The 19,390-nt window shown below is 72.3% G+C and carries 23 protein-coding genes and 1 tRNA gene; 8 read left to right on the top strand and 16 right to left on the bottom strand.

The window, feature by feature from the left end:
* Positions 1 to 163: 163 nt before the first annotated feature.
* A tRNA-Asn gene (locus FHS29_RS21850) sits at positions 164 to 235 on the bottom strand.
* Positions 236 to 373: 138 nt separating this feature from the next.
* Here FHS29_RS21850 and FHS29_RS21845 point away from each other — a divergent pair.
* Positions 374 to 613 carry a hypothetical protein gene (locus FHS29_RS21845; RefSeq protein ID WP_184693195.1) on the top strand — a complete coding sequence of 80 codons (240 nt, stop codon included), beginning with the start codon at positions 374 to 376 and terminating at the stop codon, positions 611 to 613.
* Here the strand turns inward: FHS29_RS21845 and FHS29_RS21840 are convergent, their stop codons facing one another.
* The 3 genes from FHS29_RS21840 to dnaG are packed head-to-tail and all read right to left on the bottom strand — an operon-like array spanning position 614 to position 3,815.
* Positions 614 to 1,360 carry a trans-aconitate 2-methyltransferase gene (locus FHS29_RS21840; protein ID WP_184693193.1) on the bottom strand — a complete coding sequence of 249 codons (747 nt, stop codon included), beginning with the start codon at positions 1,358 to 1,360 and terminating at the stop codon, positions 614 to 616.
* Between the two features lie 56 nt (positions 1,361 to 1,416).
* Positions 1,417 to 1,926 carry a hypothetical protein gene (locus tag FHS29_RS21835; RefSeq protein ID WP_184693191.1) on the bottom strand — a complete coding sequence of 170 codons (510 nt, stop codon included), beginning with the start codon at positions 1,924 to 1,926 and terminating at the stop codon, positions 1,417 to 1,419.
* A complete protein-coding gene (dnaG, locus tag FHS29_RS21830; protein ID WP_184693189.1) occupies positions 1,926 to 3,815 on the bottom strand; it encodes a DNA primase in 1,890 nt (629 codons plus the stop codon). Before dnaG ends, FHS29_RS21835 begins: the two co-directional genes overlap by 1 nt.
* A 34-nt stretch (positions 3,816 to 3,849) precedes the next feature.
* Here dnaG and FHS29_RS21825 point away from each other — a divergent pair, with 34 nt between their 5' ends.
* Together FHS29_RS21825 and FHS29_RS21820 are read left to right on the top strand one after the other, a co-directional pair.
* Positions 3,850 to 4,740, top strand: a complete 891-nt coding sequence (locus tag FHS29_RS21825) for a sigma-70 family RNA polymerase sigma factor (protein ID WP_184693187.1) — start codon at positions 3,850 to 3,852, stop codon at positions 4,738 to 4,740.
* A 138-nt stretch (positions 4,741 to 4,878) separates the two neighbouring features.
* Positions 4,879 to 5,535 carry a dioxygenase family protein gene (locus FHS29_RS21820; RefSeq protein ID WP_184693185.1) on the top strand — a complete coding sequence of 219 codons (657 nt, stop codon included), beginning with the start codon at positions 4,879 to 4,881 and terminating at the stop codon, positions 5,533 to 5,535.
* A gap of 50 nt (positions 5,536 to 5,585) precedes the next feature.
* On the opposite strand, the gene FHS29_RS21815 is transcribed toward FHS29_RS21820, so the two are convergent.
* Positions 5,586 to 6,152, bottom strand: coding sequence for a carboxymuconolactone decarboxylase family protein (locus FHS29_RS21815; protein ID WP_184693183.1), 567 nt, complete (start codon positions 6,150 to 6,152; stop codon positions 5,586 to 5,588).
* 107 nt (positions 6,153 to 6,259) lie between these two features.
* On the opposite strand from FHS29_RS21815, the gene FHS29_RS21810 reads away from it, so the two are divergent.
* Positions 6,260 to 6,466 (top strand): hypothetical protein, encoded by a 207-nt coding sequence (locus FHS29_RS21810; protein WP_184693181.1) that lies wholly within the window; start codon positions 6,260 to 6,262, stop codon positions 6,464 to 6,466.
* On the opposite strand, the gene FHS29_RS21805 is transcribed toward FHS29_RS21810, so the two are convergent.
* From FHS29_RS21805 to FHS29_RS21790, 4 genes are read right to left on the bottom strand one after another with little or no spacing between them, the layout of a single operon-like run.
* Entirely contained in the window at positions 6,436 to 7,482 is a 1,047-nt protein-coding gene (locus tag FHS29_RS21805; RefSeq protein WP_184693179.1) for a serpin family protein, read from the bottom strand. The genes FHS29_RS21810 and FHS29_RS21805 overlap by 31 nt on opposite strands.
* Positions 7,461 to 7,706, bottom strand: a complete 246-nt coding sequence (locus tag FHS29_RS21800; RefSeq protein ID WP_184693177.1) for a hypothetical protein — start codon at positions 7,704 to 7,706, stop codon at positions 7,461 to 7,463. The genes FHS29_RS21805 and FHS29_RS21800 overlap by 22 nt, the downstream gene beginning before the upstream one ends.
* 20 nt (positions 7,707 to 7,726) lie before the next feature.
* Positions 7,727 to 8,983 carry a deoxyguanosinetriphosphate triphosphohydrolase gene (locus FHS29_RS21795; RefSeq protein ID WP_184693175.1) on the bottom strand — a complete coding sequence of 419 codons (1,257 nt, stop codon included), beginning with the start codon at positions 8,981 to 8,983 and terminating at the stop codon, positions 7,727 to 7,729.
* 27 nt (positions 8,984 to 9,010) lie between these two features.
* A complete protein-coding gene (locus tag FHS29_RS21790; RefSeq protein WP_184693173.1) occupies positions 9,011 to 9,649 on the bottom strand; it encodes a YdcF family protein in 639 nt (212 codons plus the stop codon).
* A gap of 126 nt (positions 9,650 to 9,775) precedes the next feature.
* On the opposite strand from FHS29_RS21790, the gene FHS29_RS21785 reads away from it, so the two are divergent.
* Positions 9,776 to 10,501, top strand: coding sequence for a Type 1 glutamine amidotransferase-like domain-containing protein (locus tag FHS29_RS21785; RefSeq protein ID WP_184693171.1), 726 nt, complete (start codon positions 9,776 to 9,778; stop codon positions 10,499 to 10,501).
* A gap of 43 nt (positions 10,502 to 10,544) precedes the next feature.
* Positions 10,545 to 11,495, top strand: coding sequence for a serine hydrolase (locus FHS29_RS21780; protein ID WP_184693168.1), 951 nt, complete (start codon positions 10,545 to 10,547; stop codon positions 11,493 to 11,495).
* Between the two features lie 237 nt (positions 11,496 to 11,732).
* Here FHS29_RS21780 and FHS29_RS21775 read toward each other — a convergent pair whose 3' ends face one another.
* The 4 genes from FHS29_RS21775 to FHS29_RS21760 all read right to left on the bottom strand — a co-directional run bounded on the left by FHS29_RS21775 (position 11,733) and on the right by FHS29_RS21760 (position 14,808).
* Positions 11,733 to 13,193: a SulP family inorganic anion transporter gene (locus FHS29_RS21775; RefSeq protein ID WP_184693388.1), complete on the bottom strand. Its 1,461-nt coding sequence runs from the start codon at positions 13,191 to 13,193 to the stop codon at positions 11,733 to 11,735.
* A 15-nt stretch (positions 13,194 to 13,208) separates the two neighbouring features.
* Positions 13,209 to 13,796 (bottom strand): carbonic anhydrase, encoded by a 588-nt coding sequence (locus tag FHS29_RS21770; RefSeq protein WP_184693166.1) that lies wholly within the window; start codon positions 13,794 to 13,796, stop codon positions 13,209 to 13,211.
* Positions 13,797 to 13,853: 57 nt separating this feature from the next.
* Positions 13,854 to 14,207, bottom strand: a complete 354-nt coding sequence (locus FHS29_RS21765) for a hypothetical protein (RefSeq protein WP_184693165.1) — start codon at positions 14,205 to 14,207, stop codon at positions 13,854 to 13,856.
* A gap of 166 nt (positions 14,208 to 14,373) precedes the next feature.
* Positions 14,374 to 14,808: an anthrone oxygenase family protein gene (locus FHS29_RS21760; protein ID WP_184693163.1), complete on the bottom strand. Its 435-nt coding sequence runs from the start codon at positions 14,806 to 14,808 to the stop codon at positions 14,374 to 14,376.
* 83 nt (positions 14,809 to 14,891) lie between these two features.
* Between FHS29_RS21760 and FHS29_RS21755 the strand changes: the two genes are divergently transcribed.
* Positions 14,892 to 15,818 (top strand): AraC family transcriptional regulator, encoded by a 927-nt coding sequence (locus tag FHS29_RS21755; protein ID WP_184693160.1) that lies wholly within the window; start codon positions 14,892 to 14,894, stop codon positions 15,816 to 15,818.
* Positions 15,819 to 15,863: 45 nt separating this feature from the next.
* Here FHS29_RS21755 and FHS29_RS21750 read toward each other — a convergent pair whose 3' ends face one another.
* Both FHS29_RS21750 and FHS29_RS21745 read right to left on the bottom strand, forming a co-directional pair.
* Positions 15,864 to 16,622 (bottom strand): SMI1/KNR4 family protein, encoded by a 759-nt coding sequence (locus FHS29_RS21750; protein ID WP_312865034.1) that lies wholly within the window; start codon positions 16,620 to 16,622, stop codon positions 15,864 to 15,866.
* 3 nt (positions 16,623 to 16,625) lie between these two features.
* A complete protein-coding gene (locus FHS29_RS21745) occupies positions 16,626 to 18,011 on the bottom strand; it encodes a glycine--tRNA ligase (protein ID WP_184693159.1) in 1,386 nt (461 codons plus the stop codon).
* A gap of 102 nt (positions 18,012 to 18,113) precedes the next feature.
* On the opposite strand from FHS29_RS21745, the gene FHS29_RS21740 reads away from it, so the two are divergent.
* Positions 18,114 to 19,004 carry a tetratricopeptide repeat protein gene (locus FHS29_RS21740; protein ID WP_184693156.1) on the top strand — a complete coding sequence of 297 codons (891 nt, stop codon included), beginning with the start codon at positions 18,114 to 18,116 and terminating at the stop codon, positions 19,002 to 19,004.
* Here FHS29_RS21740 and FHS29_RS21735 read toward each other — a convergent pair.
* On the bottom strand, positions 19,001 to 19,378 hold the full coding sequence (locus tag FHS29_RS21735) for an antibiotic biosynthesis monooxygenase family protein (RefSeq protein ID WP_184693155.1): 378 nt from the start codon (positions 19,376 to 19,378) through the stop codon (positions 19,001 to 19,003). The two genes, FHS29_RS21740 and FHS29_RS21735, sit on opposite strands and share 4 nt — an antisense overlap.
* Between the last annotated feature and the right edge of the window lie 12 nt (positions 19,379 to 19,390).

The following is a 19,390-nucleotide window of genomic DNA, read 5'->3' as shown; positions in this document are numbered from 1 at the left end:
CACGGGTACTTCACGCGGAAGGTTTCGCCGACCGGCTCGGCGGCCATCCTGGGGACGATCGCAGACAACGCGTGCGACGTCACGAAGGGTGTGGGCAGAACATGCGCCGGACCGGAACAGGTCAGCCCCCGTCCGCAGTGGACAGGGCTGACCTGGGCGAATGCTCCCCCTACTGGATTCGAACCAGTAACCCTTCGATTAACAGTCGAATGCTCTGCCATTGAGCTAAGGGGGAATGTTCGGTTGTCTCGCCGGGCCTCGTCGGCCTGACGGGACATAACTCTAGCGCATCCGGAACAGTGCTCGCACACACCCCCTCCGCTTCCGGCAGGATGGGACGTGACCAGGCACTTCGACCAGGAGAGGAGACCTCATGAAGGGCATCCTGTTGGGCGCGGCCGTCGGCTACGTCCTCGGCGCCCGGGCGGGGCGGCACCGCTACGACCAGATCGCCCGCGGGTTCCGGGCGGTCGTCGACCACCCCGCGGTACAGGGGGCGGCCGGCATCGTGCGGGCCAAGGTCGGGGAGAAGACCGGCTTCGGGCGGTCCGCCTCGCACAACGCCAACGGGCACCGGCGGGATCCGGTCATCCCGCGCGCCAACGCCACCTGATCAGCGGACCCTCGCCACGGCGAAGATGCGGCGGAACGGGAACCAGGTGGTCCCGTCCGCCCGTTCCGGGTACGCCTCGCGCAGCAGCGGCGCGAGTCGCGCCCGGAACCCGGCCCAGTCCGCGTCGTCCAGCGCCGCGCGGATGGGCCGCAGTGCCGTGCCGGTGATCCACTCCAGCACGGCGTCCGGCCCGTCCAGCCGCTGGAGGTAGGTCGTCTCCCAGGCGTCCACCTCGGCGGCGCCCAGCACGTCCGCGTACCCCGCCGGGTCGAGCACCGGCGACGCCCGCACCAGGCCTGCCAGCGACGGCCAGGAGGCCGCCACGAGCGCCCGCACGAGCGCGTGCGAGGGACCGTCGAAGTTCCCCGGCACCTGCATCGCCAGCCACGCCCCGGGCGGCAGCGCGTCCACCCAATGCCGCAGCAGGTCCTCGTGTCCCGGCACCCACTGCAACACCGCGTTGGTCACCACGACGTCCGTGTCCGGCGCGGGCTGCCACGCCGCCACGTCCCCCACCCGCGCGTCCAGCCCGCGCACCCTGGCGGCCCGCACCATCTCCGGCGACGAGTCCAGCGCCTCCACCACGGCCGACGGCCAGCGGTCGACCAGGGTCGCCGTCAGGTTGCCCGGACCGCAGCCCAGGTCGACCACCCGACGGGGCGATTCCGCGCCCACGCGGGCCATCAACTCGTGGAAGGGCCGTGACCGGTGGTCGGCGAACGACAGGTACTCGACCGGATCCCACATGCGCACCTCCAGTTACAGTACGGACGTACTGATACCGTACGCGCGTACTGCTGCCACTAGTCGACCGTGCGCAACGCCGCGATCTTCGCGGCCACCTCCGCCGCGACCCTGCGGACCAACTCGGCGTCCGCGCCCGCGTCCGGCCGCACCTGGAGCACCACGCCGTCCCGGCCGGGCACCTTGCGCTGCACGAACCAGGCGCCCACGTCCGCACGGTGCTCCCGCGACCGGATCGACCCGGTCACCCGCGCGTGCACGACCTCCGGCACCTTGCCCGGCTCGGCCAGCGGGAACCGCTGCGGCGGCAGGTCGCGCAGCAGCACGGCCTGCCCCGCCGCGCCGTCCTCCTCGGCCTCGACCACGGTCAACGCCGTTCCGCTCCACGAGGCCTTGCTGACCAGGTGCCAGCCGACCCGGCGCGGACCCGGCAGCCACAGCCCCAGCGTCGAGGCGACCAGGAACCCGTCGCCGACCGCGGCCGATGCGAGCACGTGCTCGTCCGGCGCGAGCCCACCGGTGAACCCGTCGGGCGCGCCCGAGCCGAACAACCTGCGCCACAGCCCCATCACAGCCCGCCAACCGATTGGTCACGCAGTTCCTTGTGGTACTCCTCCAGCGCGATCAGGTCGCCGAACAGCGCGCGGTACTCGTCGGCCTCCTCGATCGGCGACACCCGCCGCAGCCGCGACTTGATCTCCACGATCTGCGAGCCCACCAACCGCTGCTGCAGCCGGGCCAGCACGCTCTGCACGTACCGGTACTCGTCCGCGCGCACCTGCAGCGCCTCCACGGACAGCTCGGTCAGCACCGACCGGACCACCTGCTGGTCGCAGCGCCGGCTCACCGCGTCCAGGAACGCGGGCCCGGACAGCCCGCCGGACACCCCGCCCGCGTCCCGGATCGCCTGGTGCAGCGCCTGGTAGACGGGGTGCGTGAACACCTCGTCGGGCAGCGAGTCGTAGCTCGGCCCGGCCATCTCGGGCAGCTGCAACGCGGCCTTCAACGCCTCCCGCTGGGGCAGCAGCTCCGGATCGCGCGGATCCGGCCGCGACGGGCCGTCCACCTCCACGGCGAGCGCACCCTGGTTCGGGTCCGCCGCGCGCGGCCGGCCCTTCGCGGGCGCACGCCCGGTCGCCGTCTCGCGCACCCGCCGCACCACGGCCGACTCGTCGTCCCAGCCGACCCACCAGGCGAGCTTCGTGGCGTACCCGTCCCGCTTGGCGCGGTCCTTGATCTGCGCGACGAACGGCACCATCTTCTTCAGCGCCTCGACCCGGCCGTCCACCGAGTCCAGGTCGTAGGCCTGCAACTGGGTCCTGATGGCGAACTCGAACAGCGGGGTGCGCCGGGCCACCAGGTCGCGCACCGCCACGTCGCCCTTGGCCTGGCGCAGCTCGCACGGGTCCATGCCGTCCGGCGCGATCGCGATGTAGGTCTGCGCGGAGAACTGCTGCTCGCCGTCGAACGCCTTGAGCGCCGCCTTCTGCCCGGCCGCGTCCCCGTCGAAGGTGAAGATCACCTCGCCGTTGAGGTCGTCGTCGATGAGCAGGCGCCGCAGCACGGTCATGTGCTCCGTGCCGAACGCCGTGCCGCACGACGCGACCGCCGTGGGCACGCCCGCGAGGTGCATCGCCATCACGTCGGTGTAGCCCTCGACCACGACCGCCTGCCGCCGCTTGGCGATCTCCCGCTTGGCCAGGTCGAGCCCGAACAACACCTGCGACTTCTTGTAGATCGGGCTCTCGCTGGTGTTGAGGTACTTGGCCTGGATCTGGTCGTCGTCGAAGATCCGGCGCGCGCCGAAGCCGACCACGTCCCCGCCCATGTCCCGGATCGGCCACAGCAGCCGGCGGTGGAACCGGTCGATCGGGCCCTGCCTGCCCTCCTTGGACAGCTGCGCCTTGATCAGCTCGGTCAGCTCGAAGCCCCGGCCCAGCAGGTGCTTGGTGAGCCGGTCCCAGCCCGCCGGCGCGAACCCGCAGCCGAACACCCGGGCGGCCGACTCGTCGAAGCCGCGCTGCGCCAGGAACTCGCGCGCGGGCATCGCGTCCGGGGTGGCGAGCTGCTCGGCGTAGAACTCGGCGGCGGCCCGGTGCGCCTCGATGAGCCTGCTGCGGGTGCCGCGGTCGCGCTGGACGGTCGCGCCGCCGCCCTCGTAGGTGAGCTGGATGCCGGCGCGGTCGGCGAGCCGTTCGACGGCCTCCACGAAACCCAGGTGCTCGACCTTCATCACGAAGGCGATCACGTCGCCGCCCTCGCCGCAGCCGAAGCAGTGGTACGTGCCGTGCGTGGGACGGACGTTGAAGCTGGGCGACTTCTCGTCGTGGAACGGGCACAGGCCCTTCAGCGCGCCGCCGCCCGCCCGCCGCAGCGAGACGTGGTCGCCGACGACCTCGTCGATCCGGCTGCGGTCCCGCACCAACGCGATATCGCTGTCCCGGATTCGTCCTGCCACAGTCGGCGAGTCTAGTGCCGGCAGACTGGAGGGCGTGACCGCCGCCGAGCAGACCCTGGCCGCCACCTTCACCGAGCACCGGTCGCACCTGATCGGCGTCGCCTACCGGCTCACCGGCAGCGTGGCCGACGCGGAGGACGCGGTGCAGGAGGCGTGGCTGCGGCTGACCCGGCTGTCCGGGCAGGCGCGGGAGGAGATCCGGGAGCTGCGCGGCTGGCTGACCACCGTGGTGGGGCGGATCTGCCTGGACCGGCTGCGGTCGGCGGCCGTGCGGCGGGAGAAGTACGTGGGCCAGTGGCTGCCCGAGCCGCTGGTCACGTCGTGGGAGGACGACCCGCTGGAGGCGGTGGTCCGGGACGACGGCGTGCGGATGGCGGCGCTGGTGGTGCTGGACCGGCTCACCCCCGAGCAGCGGGTGGCGTTCGTGCTGCACGACGCGTTCGGGGTGCCGTTCGAGTCGATCGCGGAGACGTTGGGCTGCACGGTCGCCACGGCCCGCCAGCACGCGTCACGGGGCCGTCGCGCGGCCTCCGACGCTCCCCCGCCACCCCGCGTGGCGCTGGACGAGCAGCGCGAGGTGCTGGAGCGGTTCGTGGCCGCGCTGGCCTCCGGCGACGTGGACGCGGTGGTCGGCCTGCTGCACCCGGACGTCACGGTGGTGGGCGACGGCGGCGGCAAGGCGCGCACGGCGATCAACACGGTCTCCGGCGCGGACAAGGTGTCCCGCTTCATCCTGGGCCTGATGCGCCGGTACGAGGGCCTGCCCGGCGGCGAGCCGGTGCTGGTCAACGGCGACCTGGGGATCAAGTTCCGGGCGCAGGGCAACCTGGCCGCGCGGGTGAGCACGTTCGTGGTGCGGGACGGGAAGGTGGCCGTGGTCTACGACTTCGCCAACCCGGACAAGCTCGGCCACGTGCGGTTCTGAAACCCGCGCGGGGTCGACACAGGGCCACGCGGAGCAATCAACCCTTCACACGGAGTGAACTGAACGGCAGATCCGCGTTGGTCTAGACCAAGCTAGCGTTAATGGCGCCGCCTTTCCCACCAGGAAGGAACGCCTTACATGACCGAAGTAATCAACGAGGACGGCACCTCACGTCGCTCGTTCATCGCCACCGGCACGGCCGCGGTGGCGTTGACCGCGGCAGGCGTGGGCTTGGCCGGGGCGCCGCTCGCGGAAGGTGAGACCCTGCCCCTCACCCCGCAGTGCACGGACGGCGATGACACCCCTCCCGTCATCGAGGGTCCGTACTTCCGGCGCAACTCCCCGCTTCGCACCAACCTGCGCACGACTGGAGTCTCGGGTGTGCTGCTCAGTCTGACCGGCTTCGTGTACGACATCCGCTGCCGTCCCCTGGCCAACGTCCTGCTCGACTTCTGGCAGGCCGACCAGCGCGGCCAGTACGACAACAACACGGCGGCCTACCGGATGCGCGGGCACCAGTTCACCGATGCCCAGGGCAGGTACACGCTGGAGACCATCGTCCCGAAGGACTACCCCGGACGGACACCGCACATCCACGTCAAGGTGCAGGCACCGCGTGGACCGGTGCTGACCACGCAGCTGTACTTCCCGGACGACACCAGGGCGTACGGCATGAACGTGGCGGCGCTCAACCGCCGTGACGCGTACTACGTCCGCGACACGGTGATCAAGCTCGGCCCGCTCACCGGCAACCGCTACCAGGGGACGTTCGACTTCGTCGTCCGCACCGCCTGAGCCGGGGCGGATGGCCGTCCGGGAGACACGGCCATCCTCGCCCGACCGGCTCAGGGCATCGGCACCCGGCACGCGTCGCCGGAGGTGAAGCCCTGGTCGGTGATGCCGAACGCGGAGTTGAACCGGCCGCGCTGGTTCTCCAGCGCGATCAGGTAGGTCAGTTCCACCAGGCCCTCGTGCCCGAGCCGCCGGTCGAGCTCGGTGACCTGTTCGTCGGTCACGGCGATCGGCGTCCCGGTCATCGCGTCGGCGTAGGCGAGTGCCAATTTCTCAAGTTCCGTGTACTTGTCCGAGGATTGGTACACGTGGATCTCACGCAGCCGGTCGACGTCCAACCCCTCGTGCTTGGTCAGCATGGTGCTGAAGTCGACGCACCACGAGCAGCCGAGCTTCACGGCCGTGGCGTAGACCACGAGTTCGCGCAGCGACACCGGCAGCGTCCTCGCGCCGCGTTCCACGGCCAGTTCGTGCCGGGCGCTCGCCATCAGCAGCTTCCGGTGGTGCGCCGACACCGCGACCGGCTCGGGCACCGCGCCGAACTTGCGCCTGGAGAACCAGTAGGCGAGCTTGACCAGCGGGTTCGCCTGCTTCGTGGTGACCGTCGGGATCCTGGGCATGTCCCCTCCTCGTCTCGGGCAGTACACCGGGGACGGGGCGGCGGGACCGAACGTGACACCTTCAGGTGACTGGGTCGGGGGTGGCGGAGGGCATACCGTCGTGCCCCATGACCAGCCTCACCCTCGAACTCGACCCCGAAGCCGCCGGCATGCTGGCGGGCACCCTGCTGACCGGCGACTCGTGCGCCGTGCGGGTCCGCCACGGCGAGCGGGGCACCGTGCTGCTGTGCGCCCTGCCGGGCCGCGACGGCGAGGGGATGCGGCTCCAGTTGCGCTTCCCGGATCAGGGCGCGACGACCTGGGCCAGGAAGTAGACCGCGCCGGTGCCGGCGTGCCGGACCAGCAGCAGGTAGGGCCGGTCGACCCGGACGGTACGGGCGGGCGGGTGCCGCACGACCGACGTCAGGCGCATCATCACGGCGGTGGCCGCCGCACCCTCGAAACCCTGCTCGTCCAACCGCAGCACGGCTTCGTGCAGCACCTCGTCCACGTACAGCCGGGGATCGGGGCTCAGCCCGGTCAGGTCGGCCGCCTCGGTGAACACCGCCCGCACGCCGACCCGGCGCAGCGGGTCGCCCAGGATCGTCGGCACGGTGAGGTCCAGCTTCGGCAGGAACAGCTCGACCCGTTGCGGCTCAAGGCTTTCCAGCACCTCGGGCACACCGTCGACGGCGCCCAGCCCGTCCGCCGGCAGCAGCACGACGGCTTCGACGTCCCCGCGCGCGGCCAGCGCCACCGCCTCCCACCCGGCCGCCCGGCCGTAGCGCAGGTCGGCTTCCAGCCGCATGGTCGGCACGTCGCCGGCGCCCCGGAACGGCCGGGGGGCGGTGTCGTGCGCCGGGAACTCCTCGGCCCACCCGCACTTCAGGTACAGGGCGTTGACCAACGACGCCACCGTGTCCGCGGTGACCGCGCCGGGCGGCAGCAGCTCCGGGATCAGACCGCGGGTGGTGTCCGCGACGTCGGCGTTGATCAGCTTGCGCGCGCCTTCGGAGTCGTCCCGGAACGGCGCGGACCGCACCTTCCCGCCCGGCCACCCGGCCAGCCCGACCAGGAAGTCCTCGTCGAGCGGCAACGCGTCCCACGCCCACAGCGTGTTGGCGACCGCGAACTCCGCGTCGTCGCCGACGTCGGAAGCCTTGAGCAGCTCGGCGTTGCCCGGCCCCAGCAGCGCGACCAGTTCGCGCTCGCTGTCCCCGCGCGCGCCTGCGGCGAGCATGCCCAGCGCACTGGCCACCGAGTACGGCGACCAGCACGCGTTGCGGCGCCGATCGGGCGCGATGGCGTCGTGCAGGGTCAGCGCGAACGTCAGGTGTGCTCGATCAGGCACTGGCTCTCCTTCAGCACTATCGGGTCGTCCGGGATAGGACGCTCCCCCGCACCACTGGACGGCCCGAGCGGCTTGGGCCGTCGGGGCTCGCGCACCCCGGCCGAACCGTCCTCGGGATCGTCGGTCCACCCGTCGTCGGCGAAGTCCCCGGCGTGCACCGGATCCCGACCGGGCCTGCGCCACGGCCACGCCCGGCCCGGCGGTCGCGTCGACTCCTCGGCCATGCCCACGAGTGTGCCACCGGTCACACGCGCCCGGGTGAGCCGTTCGCCGTGTGCCAGGCGACGGCCTGCGCGTCGGTGAGCAACGCGACCTGGTCCACCACCACCCGCAGCCGTGCGGCGTCGTCGGCGGCCTGCCGCCAGGCGGGTCCGAACGCCGGGTCCAACGCCTGCGGCGCGCCGGCGAGCAACCGCGCCACCAGCTCGCCGATCAACTGCCGCTGGCGCTCCTGCAGCCGCAGCCGCTGCGGATCGCTCATGACGTACCGGACGGCGACCGCCTTCAGCAGCGCCACCTCGGCGGCCACCAGCGGCGGGACGACCAGGTCGGCCTCGTACCGCAGCAGCGGCCCGTCCCCGTGCACCTCACGGGTGGCGCCCACCGCCGCCGAGGCGAACCGCCCCACCAGCTCGCTGGTGAGCCGCTTCAACGCGACCTGGGCCCGCAACGACCCGTCGTAGTCCGCCAACTCCGCGATGACCGGCAACCGCGACAACTCCTCCGCGGTGGCCTCCAACGCCGACACCGGCTGGTCGGAGAAGTGCTTGGCGGCCAGTTCCGCGATCGCCGCGCGTTCCTCCGGATCCCCCAGCGACGCCAGGCTGATCCGGTGCGTGAGCACCCCGTCCTCCACGTCGTGCACCGAGTAGGCGACGTCGTCCGCCCAGTCCATGACCTGGGCCTCGAGGCACCGACGCCCGTCCGGGGCACCCTCGCGCAACCACTCGAAGACGTCCAGGTCGTCCGGGTAGACGCCGAACTTCGACTGACCGGGCCGGCGCGGCCACGGGTACTTCGTGGCGGCGTCCAGACAAGCCCGGGTCAGGTTGAGACCGCGCTCGGTCTTGGGCTCCAGCCGGGTGAGGATGCGCAACGTCTGCGCGTTGCCCTCGAACCCCCCGCACGGCCCGGAGAGCTCGTCGAGCGCCCGCTCCCCGTTGTGCCCGAACGGCGGGTGCCCGATGTCGTGCGCCAGCCCGGCCGTGTCGACGACATCCGGGTCGCACCCGAGCTCTTCGCCGATGCCGCGCCCGATCTGGGCGACCTCCAGTGAGTGCGTGAGCCGGGTGCGCGGCACACCGGTCACCTCGGACCCCTCGCCGGGGCCGACGACCTGGGTCTTGCCCGCGAGCCTGCGCAACGCGGCGGAGTGCAGCACCCGTGCCCGGTCCCGCGAGAACGGGGTGCGCCGCTCCGCCCGCGCGCCGGGCAGCACGGCACCCTTGGGGCCTTCGGCCAACAGCCGCGCCGAGTCGTGCCCGGTGTAACCGCCACTCATCCGCTCAGCCTAGGCACCGGCCGGGCGCTACAGCACGATGCCGTCGAACACGTCCACCGGAGCCTTCATCAGGTGGTAGTAGAGCAACGCCCCGGTCTCCCTCCTGATGTAGAACAGCTGGGTCTCCCGCGTCTGCACGTTCGGCCCGCTCCGCGTCGGCGAGGTCCAGGCGTCCAGCCCCTCGTCCTCGGCCATGGTCCGGGCCCGCAGCGAGTGCCAGGGGTCCGACACGATCACCGCGGTCTTCAACGACTTGGCGCGCGCCTGGGAAGCCAGCGCCCGGATGCTGCCCAGCGTGTCCGCGCCCTCGCCGACCTCCAGGATCCGGTCGGAGGGAACCCCGTGCTCCTCCAACCACATCTTCCCGGCCTGGCCCTCGGTGTAGTTGTCGCCGGGCTGCCGGCCGCCGGTGGTCGCGATGTACTTGACGACCCCCTGCTGGAACAGCCGCCGGGCGTGCTCCAGCCGGGCTTCCAGCACCTCCGAGGGCACGCCGTTGTACTGCGCGGCGCCCAGCACCACAGCCATGTCGGCATGGGTCCGGTCGTCCTCGCGGGCCACCTGCCACACCCGGAACGCCGTGCCGCCCACGACGAGGAACCCCACCACCAGAGCGCCGATCAGGGTTCGTTGGACCAAGCGGCGGAGTCGGGCCAGGAAGGTCACCCGGACGATGATTCCACACCCCGCACGAGTGCCGCGAGGATCACGCCCGTGGCGCGGTCACGATCCGCACGTCCTCGCGGGCACCGCTGGTTCCGCACCCGGCACGACTGCTGGGAGGATCACCCGATGCCCGCAGAGCAGCCCACGATCCTGGCCACGTCCGGTGGTTTCAAGGTCGGTCTCCGCACCAACCTGGAGTTCCACAAGCTGGTCCACCACGCGGTCGAGCTGTCCGGCTCGACCAGGCCCCGGCTGTGCCACCTCGGCACCGCCAACGGGGACCAGCGGTCGTTCAACGCCGACCTGGACGAGGCGGGTCGGCTGGCGGGCTGGGAAGTCAGCCACCTCAACCTGTTCACGATGCCGCCCACCACCGACATCCCCGGTTTCCTGCTGGAGCACGACGTGGTGTGGGTCGGCGGCGGCAGCGTGGCCAACCTGCTGGCCGTGTGGGACGTGCACGACGTCGGCAAGGCGATGCGCGCGGCGTGGGAAGCGGGCGTGGTGCTGGGCGGGGTGTCGGCCGGGTCGATCTGCTTCCACGTGGGCGGCGCCACCGACTCGTTCGGGCCCGAACTGCGCGTCGTCACCAACGGCCTCGCGCTGCTGCCGTACGGGAACGGCGTGCACTACGACTCCGAGGCGCAGCGGCGGCCCGCCATCCACGCCGCTGTGGAGAGCGGGGTGCTGCCGCTGACCTACTGCACCGACGACGGCACCGGACTGCTGTACCGGGGCACGGATCTGGTCGAAGCCGTTTCGGAACGCCGAAGCGGCGGGGCCTACGTCGTGCGACGCGACGAGTCTTCAGGAACCGCACAGGAGGAAACGCTCGACATCCGGCGCCTCTGAACAGAATTGTGGAAACGTGGGAAAACTCCGGTGGGCAGCAGTGGTGATCGTCCTGTCAGCCGCCACCGCCTGCTCCGCCGCTCCCGGCAGCGCCTCCGGCCCCACCTCCCCGGCGAACACCCCGAGGCCGGCCGCCCCACGCGCCTCCGAGGCCGCAGCCGCCCCGCCCACCTCCGCCGGACCCAAGGCGTCCGATCCCGACGCGGCCAAACCCACCGGGTCCAAACCCACCGGCTCCAAGCCGACGACCTCTGCGCCGACCGCACCCAAGGCCCCCGCCGCCGGTTCTCCGGCCCCGAACCTCTCCGCGGCGATCGCGCGGGCCATCGGCAAGGCCACGGACACCTATCTCGCCGTGTCCGTGCTCGACCTGGCAACCGGCGCACGTGCGGGCTACCAGGACGACGTGCCGTTCCACACCGCGTCCCTGAGCAAGCTGATCGTCGCCGTGGACATGCTCCACGACGGCCACATCGACGACGGTGACCGCAAGCGCCTGCACCGGGCGCTCAGCGCCAGTGACGACGACGCCATGAACGCCCTGTGGGCCGCCCACGACGGCTTCGGCGCGGTGGGCCGGGTGTCCGAGCTGGTGGGGCTGGCCGGCACGCACGCACCGGACGACACCTCCCAGTGGGGCGACGTCACGATGTCGGCGGACGACCTGACCCGCCTCTACCAGTACATCCTGACCAGGCTCCCGGCGGAGGACCGCGACTTCGTGGTGGACGCCCTGTCCGGCGCCCCGCCGACCGCCGCGGACGGCTTCGACCAGGCGTTCGGCCTGCAGTCCCCGGGTCTCGGCGCGTACGCCAAGCAGGGCTGGATGTGGTACCAGCCCGCCGACCTTTATTTGCACAGCGCGGGCGTCGCCGCGAACCGCTACGCCGTCGCCCTGCTGTCCGTGCAGAGCGGCGTGACCACCGACGAGGCCCGCGACCGCCTGACCGACGTCAGCTGGAGCCTGCTGACCGCGCTGACCACACCGGGCTGAGGCCCGCGAAGGCCCCGGACCGCCGGACCGGACGAGCCGGCGCACCGGGCGCCCTCGGAGTTCGCACCCCGAAGCCCCCGGCACGCCGGCCCGAGCCCGTCGACCGACCCGCGGGCTCGACCGACCGCAGCGAGAGCCGACCTCGGTTCCGACGGCTCCACTACGGCCGGCTCCACTACGACCGGTCCTACCCCGATTCGGCCGGTTCTGCTTCGGCCGGCCGCACTTCGACCGGCGTCAGCCGGAAGCCGGCCGGATCAGGTCCACCGTGCGCCCCGCGGTCCGGTGGGCGTCGGCCCACTGCTCGATCGCCTGCCGGCACGCCTGGTCCAGGTGCCGCAACCCGCTCAGGTCGACCCGCACGTGCTTGGTCACCGGCAGCGACTCCAACGCCTCCAGCAACCGGGGCAGCCGCAGGAACGTGGCGTTGCCCCGCAGCGTCACGTGCTCGTGCTCCTGCCCGTCGGGCGTCACCGTGACCGACAACCGCGACACGTCCCACGCCGTCTTCACCACGGCGGCCAGCAGGCCGACCAACGTGCCGGTGAGCAGGTCCGTCGTCACGATCAGCCCGGCGGTGAGCAGCAGCACCACGCTCTCCGCCCGATCCGTCCGGATCAGGGCGAGCACCCGCCGCGGCTCCAGCAGCTTCCACCCGGCCTGCACCAGGATCGCCGCCAGCACCGCCAGCGGCACGTACGACAGCACGCCCGGCAGCGCCACGACGAACACCAGCAGCCACACGCCGTGCAGCACCCGGGACGCCTTGGTGCGCGCACCCGCCCGGACGTTCGTCGCGCTGCGCACGATCACCGCCGTCATCGGCAGCGCACCGAGCACGCCGCACACCGCGTTGCCGACGCCCTGGGCGACCAGCTCCTGGTCGTACCGGGTGCGCGGCCCGTTGTGCATCCGGTCCACGGCGGCCGCGCTGAACAGGCTCTCCGCCGACGCGACCAGCGCGAACGTCACGACGGCACCCAACACGCCCGCGTCGACCAGGTTGAGGTCGACCACCGTCACCGCGTCGGTGAGCGGACCGACCCGGATGCGCGGCAGCGGCAGCAGCAGCCCGATCGCGCTGGCCACCACCACCGCGACCAGGACACCGGGCACGACCTTCAGCCTGGACCGGTTCCACAGCGCGGCGACCGCCAGCGTGAGCAGCCCGAGGCCGACCCCGGCCGGGCTGCTCACCGCGTCGACGACCAGGCCGGGCAGGCCGGCCACCTTCTCGCCGGTGGTGGCGGGCGACTCCCGGCCGGCGAACGGGTACAGCTGCCCGAGCACCAGCACCAGGCCGATGCCCGCGAGCATGCCCTGCACCACGGCGGGCGAGATGGCGCGGAACCAGCGGCCGAGCCGGAGCAGCCCCATCAGGACCTGGAGCAGCCCCGCGCCGAGCACGATGACGCCCAGCGCGCCGATGCCGTGCGCGGCCACCGCGTCGGCGACCAGCACGGTCAGCCCGGCGGCGGGCCCGCTGACCTGGAGCGAGCTGCCGGGCAGCAGGCCGGCGACGAGACCGCCGACCACGCCGGTGATGATGCCCAGTTCGGCGGGCACGCCGGAGGCGACCGCGACGCCGACGCACAGCGGCAGCGCCACCAGGAACACCACCAGCGACGCCCTGACGTCGGGCCAGTAGGAGGTCCCGCCGCCTGGCGAGCGGGACACGGGTTCTTCTTCGATGTGCATGGTCACGCCAAGCTCCTAGAGCGGCTGGAAGCGGTCGGCGGCGAACGCCGACACCTCGCCGGACTCGATGTCGTAGAACCAACCGTGCGTGCGCAGGTCGCCGGCGGCGACCCGGTCCCGCACGAACGGGTAGCCCTCCAGGGCGCGCAGCTGGGCCAGCACGTGCTCCTGGCCCTCGGCGCGCATCCCCGGTTCGGTGGGCGCGGTGGTGCGGAACGGGGCGTGCGTGGCGAGCCAGCGCAGCATGGTCGGCAGGTGGTCGAGTGCCGGCCGCCCGCCGTGCAGGGCGCGCACCGCGCCGCAGTGGGAATGCCCGCACACGACGATTTCGGAGACGCCGAGCTGCACCACCGCGAATTCGATGGTGGCCATCTCGCTGGAGGCCGAATGGTGGGTGAACGCGGGTATCACGTTGCCCGCCGTGCGCAGCTCGAACAGGCTGCCAGGTTCCGCGCCGGTGATGGCGGCGGGCACGATGCGGGAATCGGCGCAGGTGATGAACAGGGCGGTCGGTGACTGGCCGGCCGCGAGCCGGCGCCCCGTTTCCGGTGAGCGCCGCTGCGAATGCGTCCGGGCGTGCTGAACTAGGTGACGGAATTCCATCGGATTTCCCCACAGGTCAGTAGTGGCGAGGATGCGGTTGTGGCACAGCGGCGCGGATCAGTTCCGGAACACCTGGAGCGCGGAGGGTGTCCGCCGGGTGCGCAGGTGGTCGGTGGCCGCGGCGAGCGGCACCGGCTCGGGTGCGGGCAGGGCCACGCCCGCACCCGCCGACCGGTCGACCCGGTCGGCGTTGCGGTGGTGGCGGGACCGCTGGGTGGCGGCGGAGAACGCGCGCGGTTCCGGGCCCTTGCGGCACTCCCGGTTGGGGTCCTCCTCGGACAGCGCCTCGGCGAGCGCGGCCGTCCGGTGGCCGGCCACCGCGATCGCGGAGACGGGATCCGCACCGGACGACGACGGGGTGAGCACGGCGACGAGCGCCAGCAGCACTGCGGTGACCGCGAAACGCGCCATGACACCCCCGATGAGTCGCGCTTGTGGTTCCAGTTTCACAGCGCGGGGTGACGTCAGGGTTAATGGTGAAGCGCCGCCGTTTACTTCGAGCCGATATTCACCCGTTTGTGCGTGAGCAACGTCATCCAGAATGGTGAATGTCACTCAGTGTGACAAGGACTTCGGGTTACATCGAGGTTGCCGCCAGTGTGAAGGCGACCGCCGCACCGACACATGCGAGGGCGCGCACGTGATTGCCCGGCACCCATTCGCGCACGTAACGCGCCCAGTACTCGGGCGTGCCCCGTCGCTCCAAAGCATTGTTGCGCGGAATGTGGTATGCGGCGGTGAGCACGATGCCTCCCAGCACGTACAGCGCCGCGCCGATCCACCCCGCCGTCGTCCCGCCGAACGCGGCGGCCACGGACACCACCGCCGTGCCGAGGAACAGGGTGAGGAACGCCGGGTTGACCACGGCGATGTTGATCGCCCGCATGGCCGCGATGCCCTCGGCGGGCGCCGCCCGGCGCAGACCGGGCATGACCATCGCCGAGAACGCGAAGAAGACGCCTGCCATCAGGCCGCAGCCGACGGCCGCGACGATCGTCAACGTGAGGAACATGGACCCAGTCAAGTTCACGCGGGTGGGACTTTCCATGGCCCGGGGGCTCGATCCCATGTCCGATCGTCTCTAGGCTCGGCGCCGTGGACGCTCTCGCCGGTCTCCTGGACGGTCCCCGCGCACGCGGGGCGTTCCTCCTGCGCACCGTGCTGGACCCGCCGTGGTCCCTGCGCATCGAAGACCGCGCCCCGCTGTCGGTGGTGGCGCTCGTGCGCGGCGACGGCTGGGTGCTGCCCCACACCGGCGACCCGGTGCCGCTGCGCGCGGGCGACGTGGCCGTGCTGCGCGGACCCGACCCGTACACCCTGGCCGACGACCCGGCGACCCCGCCGCAGGCCGTGGTCCACTCCGGCGAGGTCAGCACCACCCCGGACGGCTCGGCGCTGTGCGACGTGTGGGACCTGGGCGTGCGGACGTGGGGCGGCAACCCGGACGGCTCGGTGGTGCTGCTGTCGGGCACGTACCAGCTCGACGGCGAGGTGAGCCGGCGCCTGCTGTCCGTGCTGCCGCCGCTGCTGGTGGTGCCGCGGTCGGACCTGCCCCTGGTCCCGCTGCTGGCGGCCGAGATCGCCCGGGACGAGCCGGGTCAGGAGGCCGTCCTGGACCGCCTGCTCGACCTGCTGCTCATCTCCGTGCTGCGGTCGTGGTTCTGCCGCCCCGAGGCGGACGCCCCGGGCTGGTACCGCGCGCACGGCGACCCCGTCGTGGGACGTGCCCTGCGCCTGCTGCACGGCGACCCGGCGCGGCAGTGGACCGTGGCGTCGCTGGCCGCCGCGACCGGCGTGTCCCGTGCCGCGCTGGCCCGGCGGTTCACCGACCTGGTCGGCGAGCCCCCGATGGCGTACCTGACGGACTGGCGGCTGACCCTCGCGGCCGACCTGCTGCGCGAACCGTCCGCCACGGTCGCCGCCGTGGCCCGGCAGGTCGGCTACAGCACTCCGTTCGCGCTGAGCACCGCGTTCAAGCGGGTGCGCGGCGTCAGCCCGTCCGAGTACCGCACGTCCGCCTGACAGCGGGGCCCGGACCGGCTGAGCGGCCACCGCGGCGATCCGGGGTCAGGCCCGGTCGGCGAGCCAGCCGATCAGGTCGTCGGTCACCGGCTCGCCGGCGTGCTCGACGTCCGCCTCGATCGCACCCAGACCGAGCGCGTACACCGACGTCCGGTCGCGGCCGTGGTGGCGCATGAACAACCCGTTGCCCCCGCTGTCGTCACCCACGAGCACCCAGTGCGGCGCGTACTCGCCCACCTCGTAGGTCTCGTTGCGCTCGCGGATCGTCTGCGGTCCGTACACCAGCACGCCGTCGGGCAGCAGCATGCCCGGTGTGGTGCGCCAGAGGCGCGCGATGGTCGGGTTGGGGCCGTCGCGCAGCCCGGCGGCCAGCGCCTCCCGCACACCGAGGAAGCCCGCGAAGGTCTCCGCGAACTGCTCCTCTTCGCCGGTCAGGTGGTCCCGGCGGACCACCGGGCACTCCTCGCCCTCCCGGCGGTCGAGCGCGAAGGAGTAGTCGTCGCCGCCCGGCTCCTCGCAGAACCGCAGCCGATCACCGTCGAGACCGCCCGTGACGGCCTCGGGCGCGTCGGCGTACCCGGCCGGGGCGGCGGCGCCGTCCGGGTCGACCGTCGCGATCGGCACACCGCCGACCTCACCGACGCCGTAGGTCGCCAGCCACCACCGGTACGACGCCGGCAGCGGCCCCACCGCGGACTCCGCCGCCCGGATCGCCTCCTCGGACCTGCCGAGACCCGGTCGGACCGCGATCGCCGACCCCGTCTCCACCAGTTCGCGCAGCAGGACGGGGTCGGGGCGCAGCACGCCTCAGGCGCCGATCAGGCGGGCGGCCAGGTAGCCCTCCAGCTGGTCCATCGACACCCGCTCCTGCGACATGGTGTCGCGTTCCCGGACCGTCACCGCGTGGTCGGTCAGCGTGTCGAAGTCGACGGTCACGCAGAACGGCGTGCCGATCTCGTCCTGGCGGCGGTAGCGGCGGCCGATCGCGCCGGCGTCGTCGAACTCGATGTTCCAGTGCTTGCGCAGCGCGTTGGCCAGGTCCTTCGCCTTGGGCGAGAGGTCGGCGTTGCGGGACAGCGGCAGCACCGCGGCCTTCACCGGGGCCAGCCTGCGGTCCAGCCGGAGCACCACCCGCTTGTCCACGCCGCCCTTGGCGTTGGGCGCCTCGTCCTCGGTGTAGGCCTCCAGCAGGAACGCCATCATCGGCCGGCCGACACCCGCGGCGGGCTCGATCACGAACGGCCGGTAGCGGGAGTTGGTGGCCTGGTCGAAGTACGACAGGTCGACACCCGAGTGGTTGGAGTGGGTGTTCAGGTCGAAGTCGGTGCGGTTCGCGATGCCTTCGAGCTCACCCCACTCCTGGCCGCCGAACCGGAAGCGGTACTCGATGTCGACGGTCCGCTTCGAGTAGTGCGACAGCTTCTCCTTGGGGTGCTCGTAGTGCCGCAGGTTCTCCTTGGAGATGCCCAGCTCGTCGTACCAGCGGGTGCGCTCGTCGATCCAGTACTGGTGCCATTCCTCGTCGGTGCCGGGCTCGACGAAGAACTCCATCTCCATCTGCTCGAACTCGCGGGTCCGGAAGATGAAGTTGCCGGGCGTGATCTCGTTGCGGAAGCTCTTGCCGATCTGGCCGATGCCGAACGGCGGCTTGCGCCGGGACGTGGTCTGCACGTTCAGGAAGTTGGTGAAGATGCCCTGCGCGGTCTCCGGGCGCAGGTAGTGCAGGCCCTCGTCGGTCTCCACCGGGCCGAGGTGGGTCTTGAGCAGGCCGTTGAACATCTTCGGCTCGGTGTACTGGCCGCGGGTGCCGCAGTTCGGGCACGGCACGTCCGACACGTCGCCCTCGGCGACGTCCTTGCCGGTGCGCTCGGCGTACTCCTCGGACAGCGTGTCCTGCCGGAACCGCTTGTGGCACGAGTTGCACTCGACCAGCGGGTCGACGAACGCCTCCACGTGCCCGGACGCGACCCACACCTCGCGCGGCAGGATCACCGACGAGTCCAGGCCCACCACGTCCTCACGGCCGCGGACCATGAAGTTCCACCACTGGCGCTTGATGTTGTCCTTGAGCTCGACACCCAGCGGGCCGTAGTCCCACGCCGACCTGGTGCCCCCGTAGATCTCGCCGCACGGGTAGACGAACCCACGGCGCTTGCACAGGCTGACGACGGTCTCGATGCGATCGGCTGCCACGGACACTCCATCGGAGGGGCGAACAAACGGGCTTGCCAGAGTAGTCCTCGGCGCGGCGGCGCCATCGGGCGACCACGGCGGAACTGTGCCTACCCTGCGGGGATGGCGGACGAGCTGCGCGTGAGGTGGGACTTCGCCGACCTGCCGACCACCGAGGCGCGCCTGCGCGCCCGGCTGGCGGACCCGCTCCCCGACGACCGGCGGGCCGAGGTGCTGACCCGACTGGCCCGGGTCGAGGGGCTGCGCGGCGACCCGGTGGCGGGCCACCGGCTGCTCGCGGAGGCCGAGGCGCTGGCCGATCCGGACTCGGCGGGTCGCGTGCTGGTGTTCCTGGAACGCGGCCGGCTGCTCCGGTCGGCGGGTGCGCCCGCCGAGGCCCTGCCGCTGTTCGTGGCGGCGTTCGTGCTGGCCGTGCACCTGGGTGACGCCTTCCTCGCCGCCGACGCCGCGCACATGGCGGCTCTGGTGGACGACGTCGAGGTGTGGACGGCCCGCGGTGTCGAGGTCGCTTCGTCGTCGGACGACCCGCGGGTCCGGGGCTGGATCGCCCCCTTGTGGAACGACCTGGGTTGGGCACACCACCGGGCCGGGCGGTTCACCGAGGCGTTCGAGGCGTTCACGGCGGCTCTGGCGGCGCTGGAGGAGACGTCCGCGGACGTGCACGAGATCGAGGTCGCCCGGTACGCCGTGGCGAAGACGCTGCGTGCGCTGGGCCGTCCCGCCGAGGCCGCGGAGCTGATGGGGCGGGCGATCGCGGCCGGTCCGCCGGACGGCTGGTTCCACGAAGAGCTGGCCGAGGACTACGCGGCGCTGGGGTGGCGGACCGAGGCAGCGGCGCAGGCGACCAGGGCGCTGGAGCTGCTGGACGCGCACCAGCCGCCGGACCGGGTGGCGCGGCTGCGGGAACTGGCCGGCGGCCGGCTCCCGCGAGGACGGTGGGCAGGCGCCCGCAGCGGCTCGGAGGACGAGACCCGATGGCGTCGCCGGACCTAGCGCGGGGTCGTCGGACCCGCCGCCTCGCCCAGCCGGACGGTGCCGGCGTCCCGGGCCACCAGGCTGGTCAGCTTCTCCACCGACCCGTCACCGGCCACCAGCAGCGGTTCGTAGGCGGCGGGTTCGGCCGAGGCCTCGGACAGCAGCGGGACGACGTGTTCGCGGACCTCGAACGGGGACAGGGCGCGGCGGTAGGCGACGACCGAGTCGAACTCGACGGTCAGCACGAACAGGTCGGGCTCGTCGGTGGACCGGTTGAGCGCCGCCCGGCGGCAGCCCGGTCGGGCGGTGAGCAGTTCCAGCGCCCTGGTGGTGCGCGCCGTGAACGTCTCGACGTCGGATTCGGGGACGGTGAACCGGCACACGAGGAGCACGGTGCAAGGATG

This window comes from Saccharothrix tamanrassetensis, assembly GCF_014203665.1.
GTDB lineage: Bacteria > Actinomycetota > Actinomycetes > Mycobacteriales > Pseudonocardiaceae > Actinosynnema > Actinosynnema tamanrassetense.
This window is presented reverse-complemented; position numbering and strand designations above follow the sequence as displayed.

Bases quoted from the DNA above. Each gene is read 5' to 3' on its own strand.
- FHS29_RS21845 (WP_184693195.1), top strand. From the start codon at position 374: ATGAAGGGCATCCTGTTGGGCGCGGCCGTCGGCTACGTCCTCGGCGCC.
- FHS29_RS21840 (WP_184693193.1), bottom strand. From the start codon at position 1,360: ATGTGGGATCCGGTCGAGTACCTGTCGTTCGCCGACCACCGGTCACGG.
- FHS29_RS21835 (WP_184693191.1), bottom strand. From the start codon at position 1,926: ATGGGGCTGTGGCGCAGGTTGTTCGGCTCGGGCGCGCCCGACGGGTTC.
- FHS29_RS21820 (WP_184693185.1), top strand. From the start codon at position 4,879: ATGACCGAAGTAATCAACGAGGACGGCACCTCACGTCGCTCGTTCATC.
- FHS29_RS21815 (WP_184693183.1), bottom strand. From the start codon at position 6,152: ATGCCCAGGATCCCGACGGTCACCACGAAGCAGGCGAACCCGCTGGTC.
- FHS29_RS21810 (WP_184693181.1), top strand. From the start codon at position 6,260: ATGACCAGCCTCACCCTCGAACTCGACCCCGAAGCCGCCGGCATGCTG.
- FHS29_RS21800 (WP_184693177.1), bottom strand. From the start codon at position 7,706: ATGGCCGAGGAGTCGACGCGACCGCCGGGCCGGGCGTGGCCGTGGCGC.
- FHS29_RS21795 (WP_184693175.1), bottom strand. From the start codon at position 8,983: ATGAGTGGCGGTTACACCGGGCACGACTCGGCGCGGCTGTTGGCCGAA.
- FHS29_RS21785 (WP_184693171.1), top strand. From the start codon at position 9,776: ATGCCCGCAGAGCAGCCCACGATCCTGGCCACGTCCGGTGGTTTCAAG.
- FHS29_RS21775 (WP_184693388.1), bottom strand. From the start codon at position 13,193: ATGCACATCGAAGAAGAACCCGTGTCCCGCTCGCCAGGCGGCGGGACC.
- FHS29_RS21770 (WP_184693166.1), bottom strand. From the start codon at position 13,796: ATGGAATTCCGTCACCTAGTTCAGCACGCCCGGACGCATTCGCAGCGG.
- FHS29_RS21765 (WP_184693165.1), bottom strand. From the start codon at position 14,207: ATGGCGCGTTTCGCGGTCACCGCAGTGCTGCTGGCGCTCGTCGCCGTG.
- FHS29_RS21760 (WP_184693163.1), bottom strand. From the start codon at position 14,808: ATGTTCCTCACGTTGACGATCGTCGCGGCCGTCGGCTGCGGCCTGATG.
- FHS29_RS21740 (WP_184693156.1), top strand. From the start codon at position 18,114: ATGGCGGACGAGCTGCGCGTGAGGTGGGACTTCGCCGACCTGCCGACC.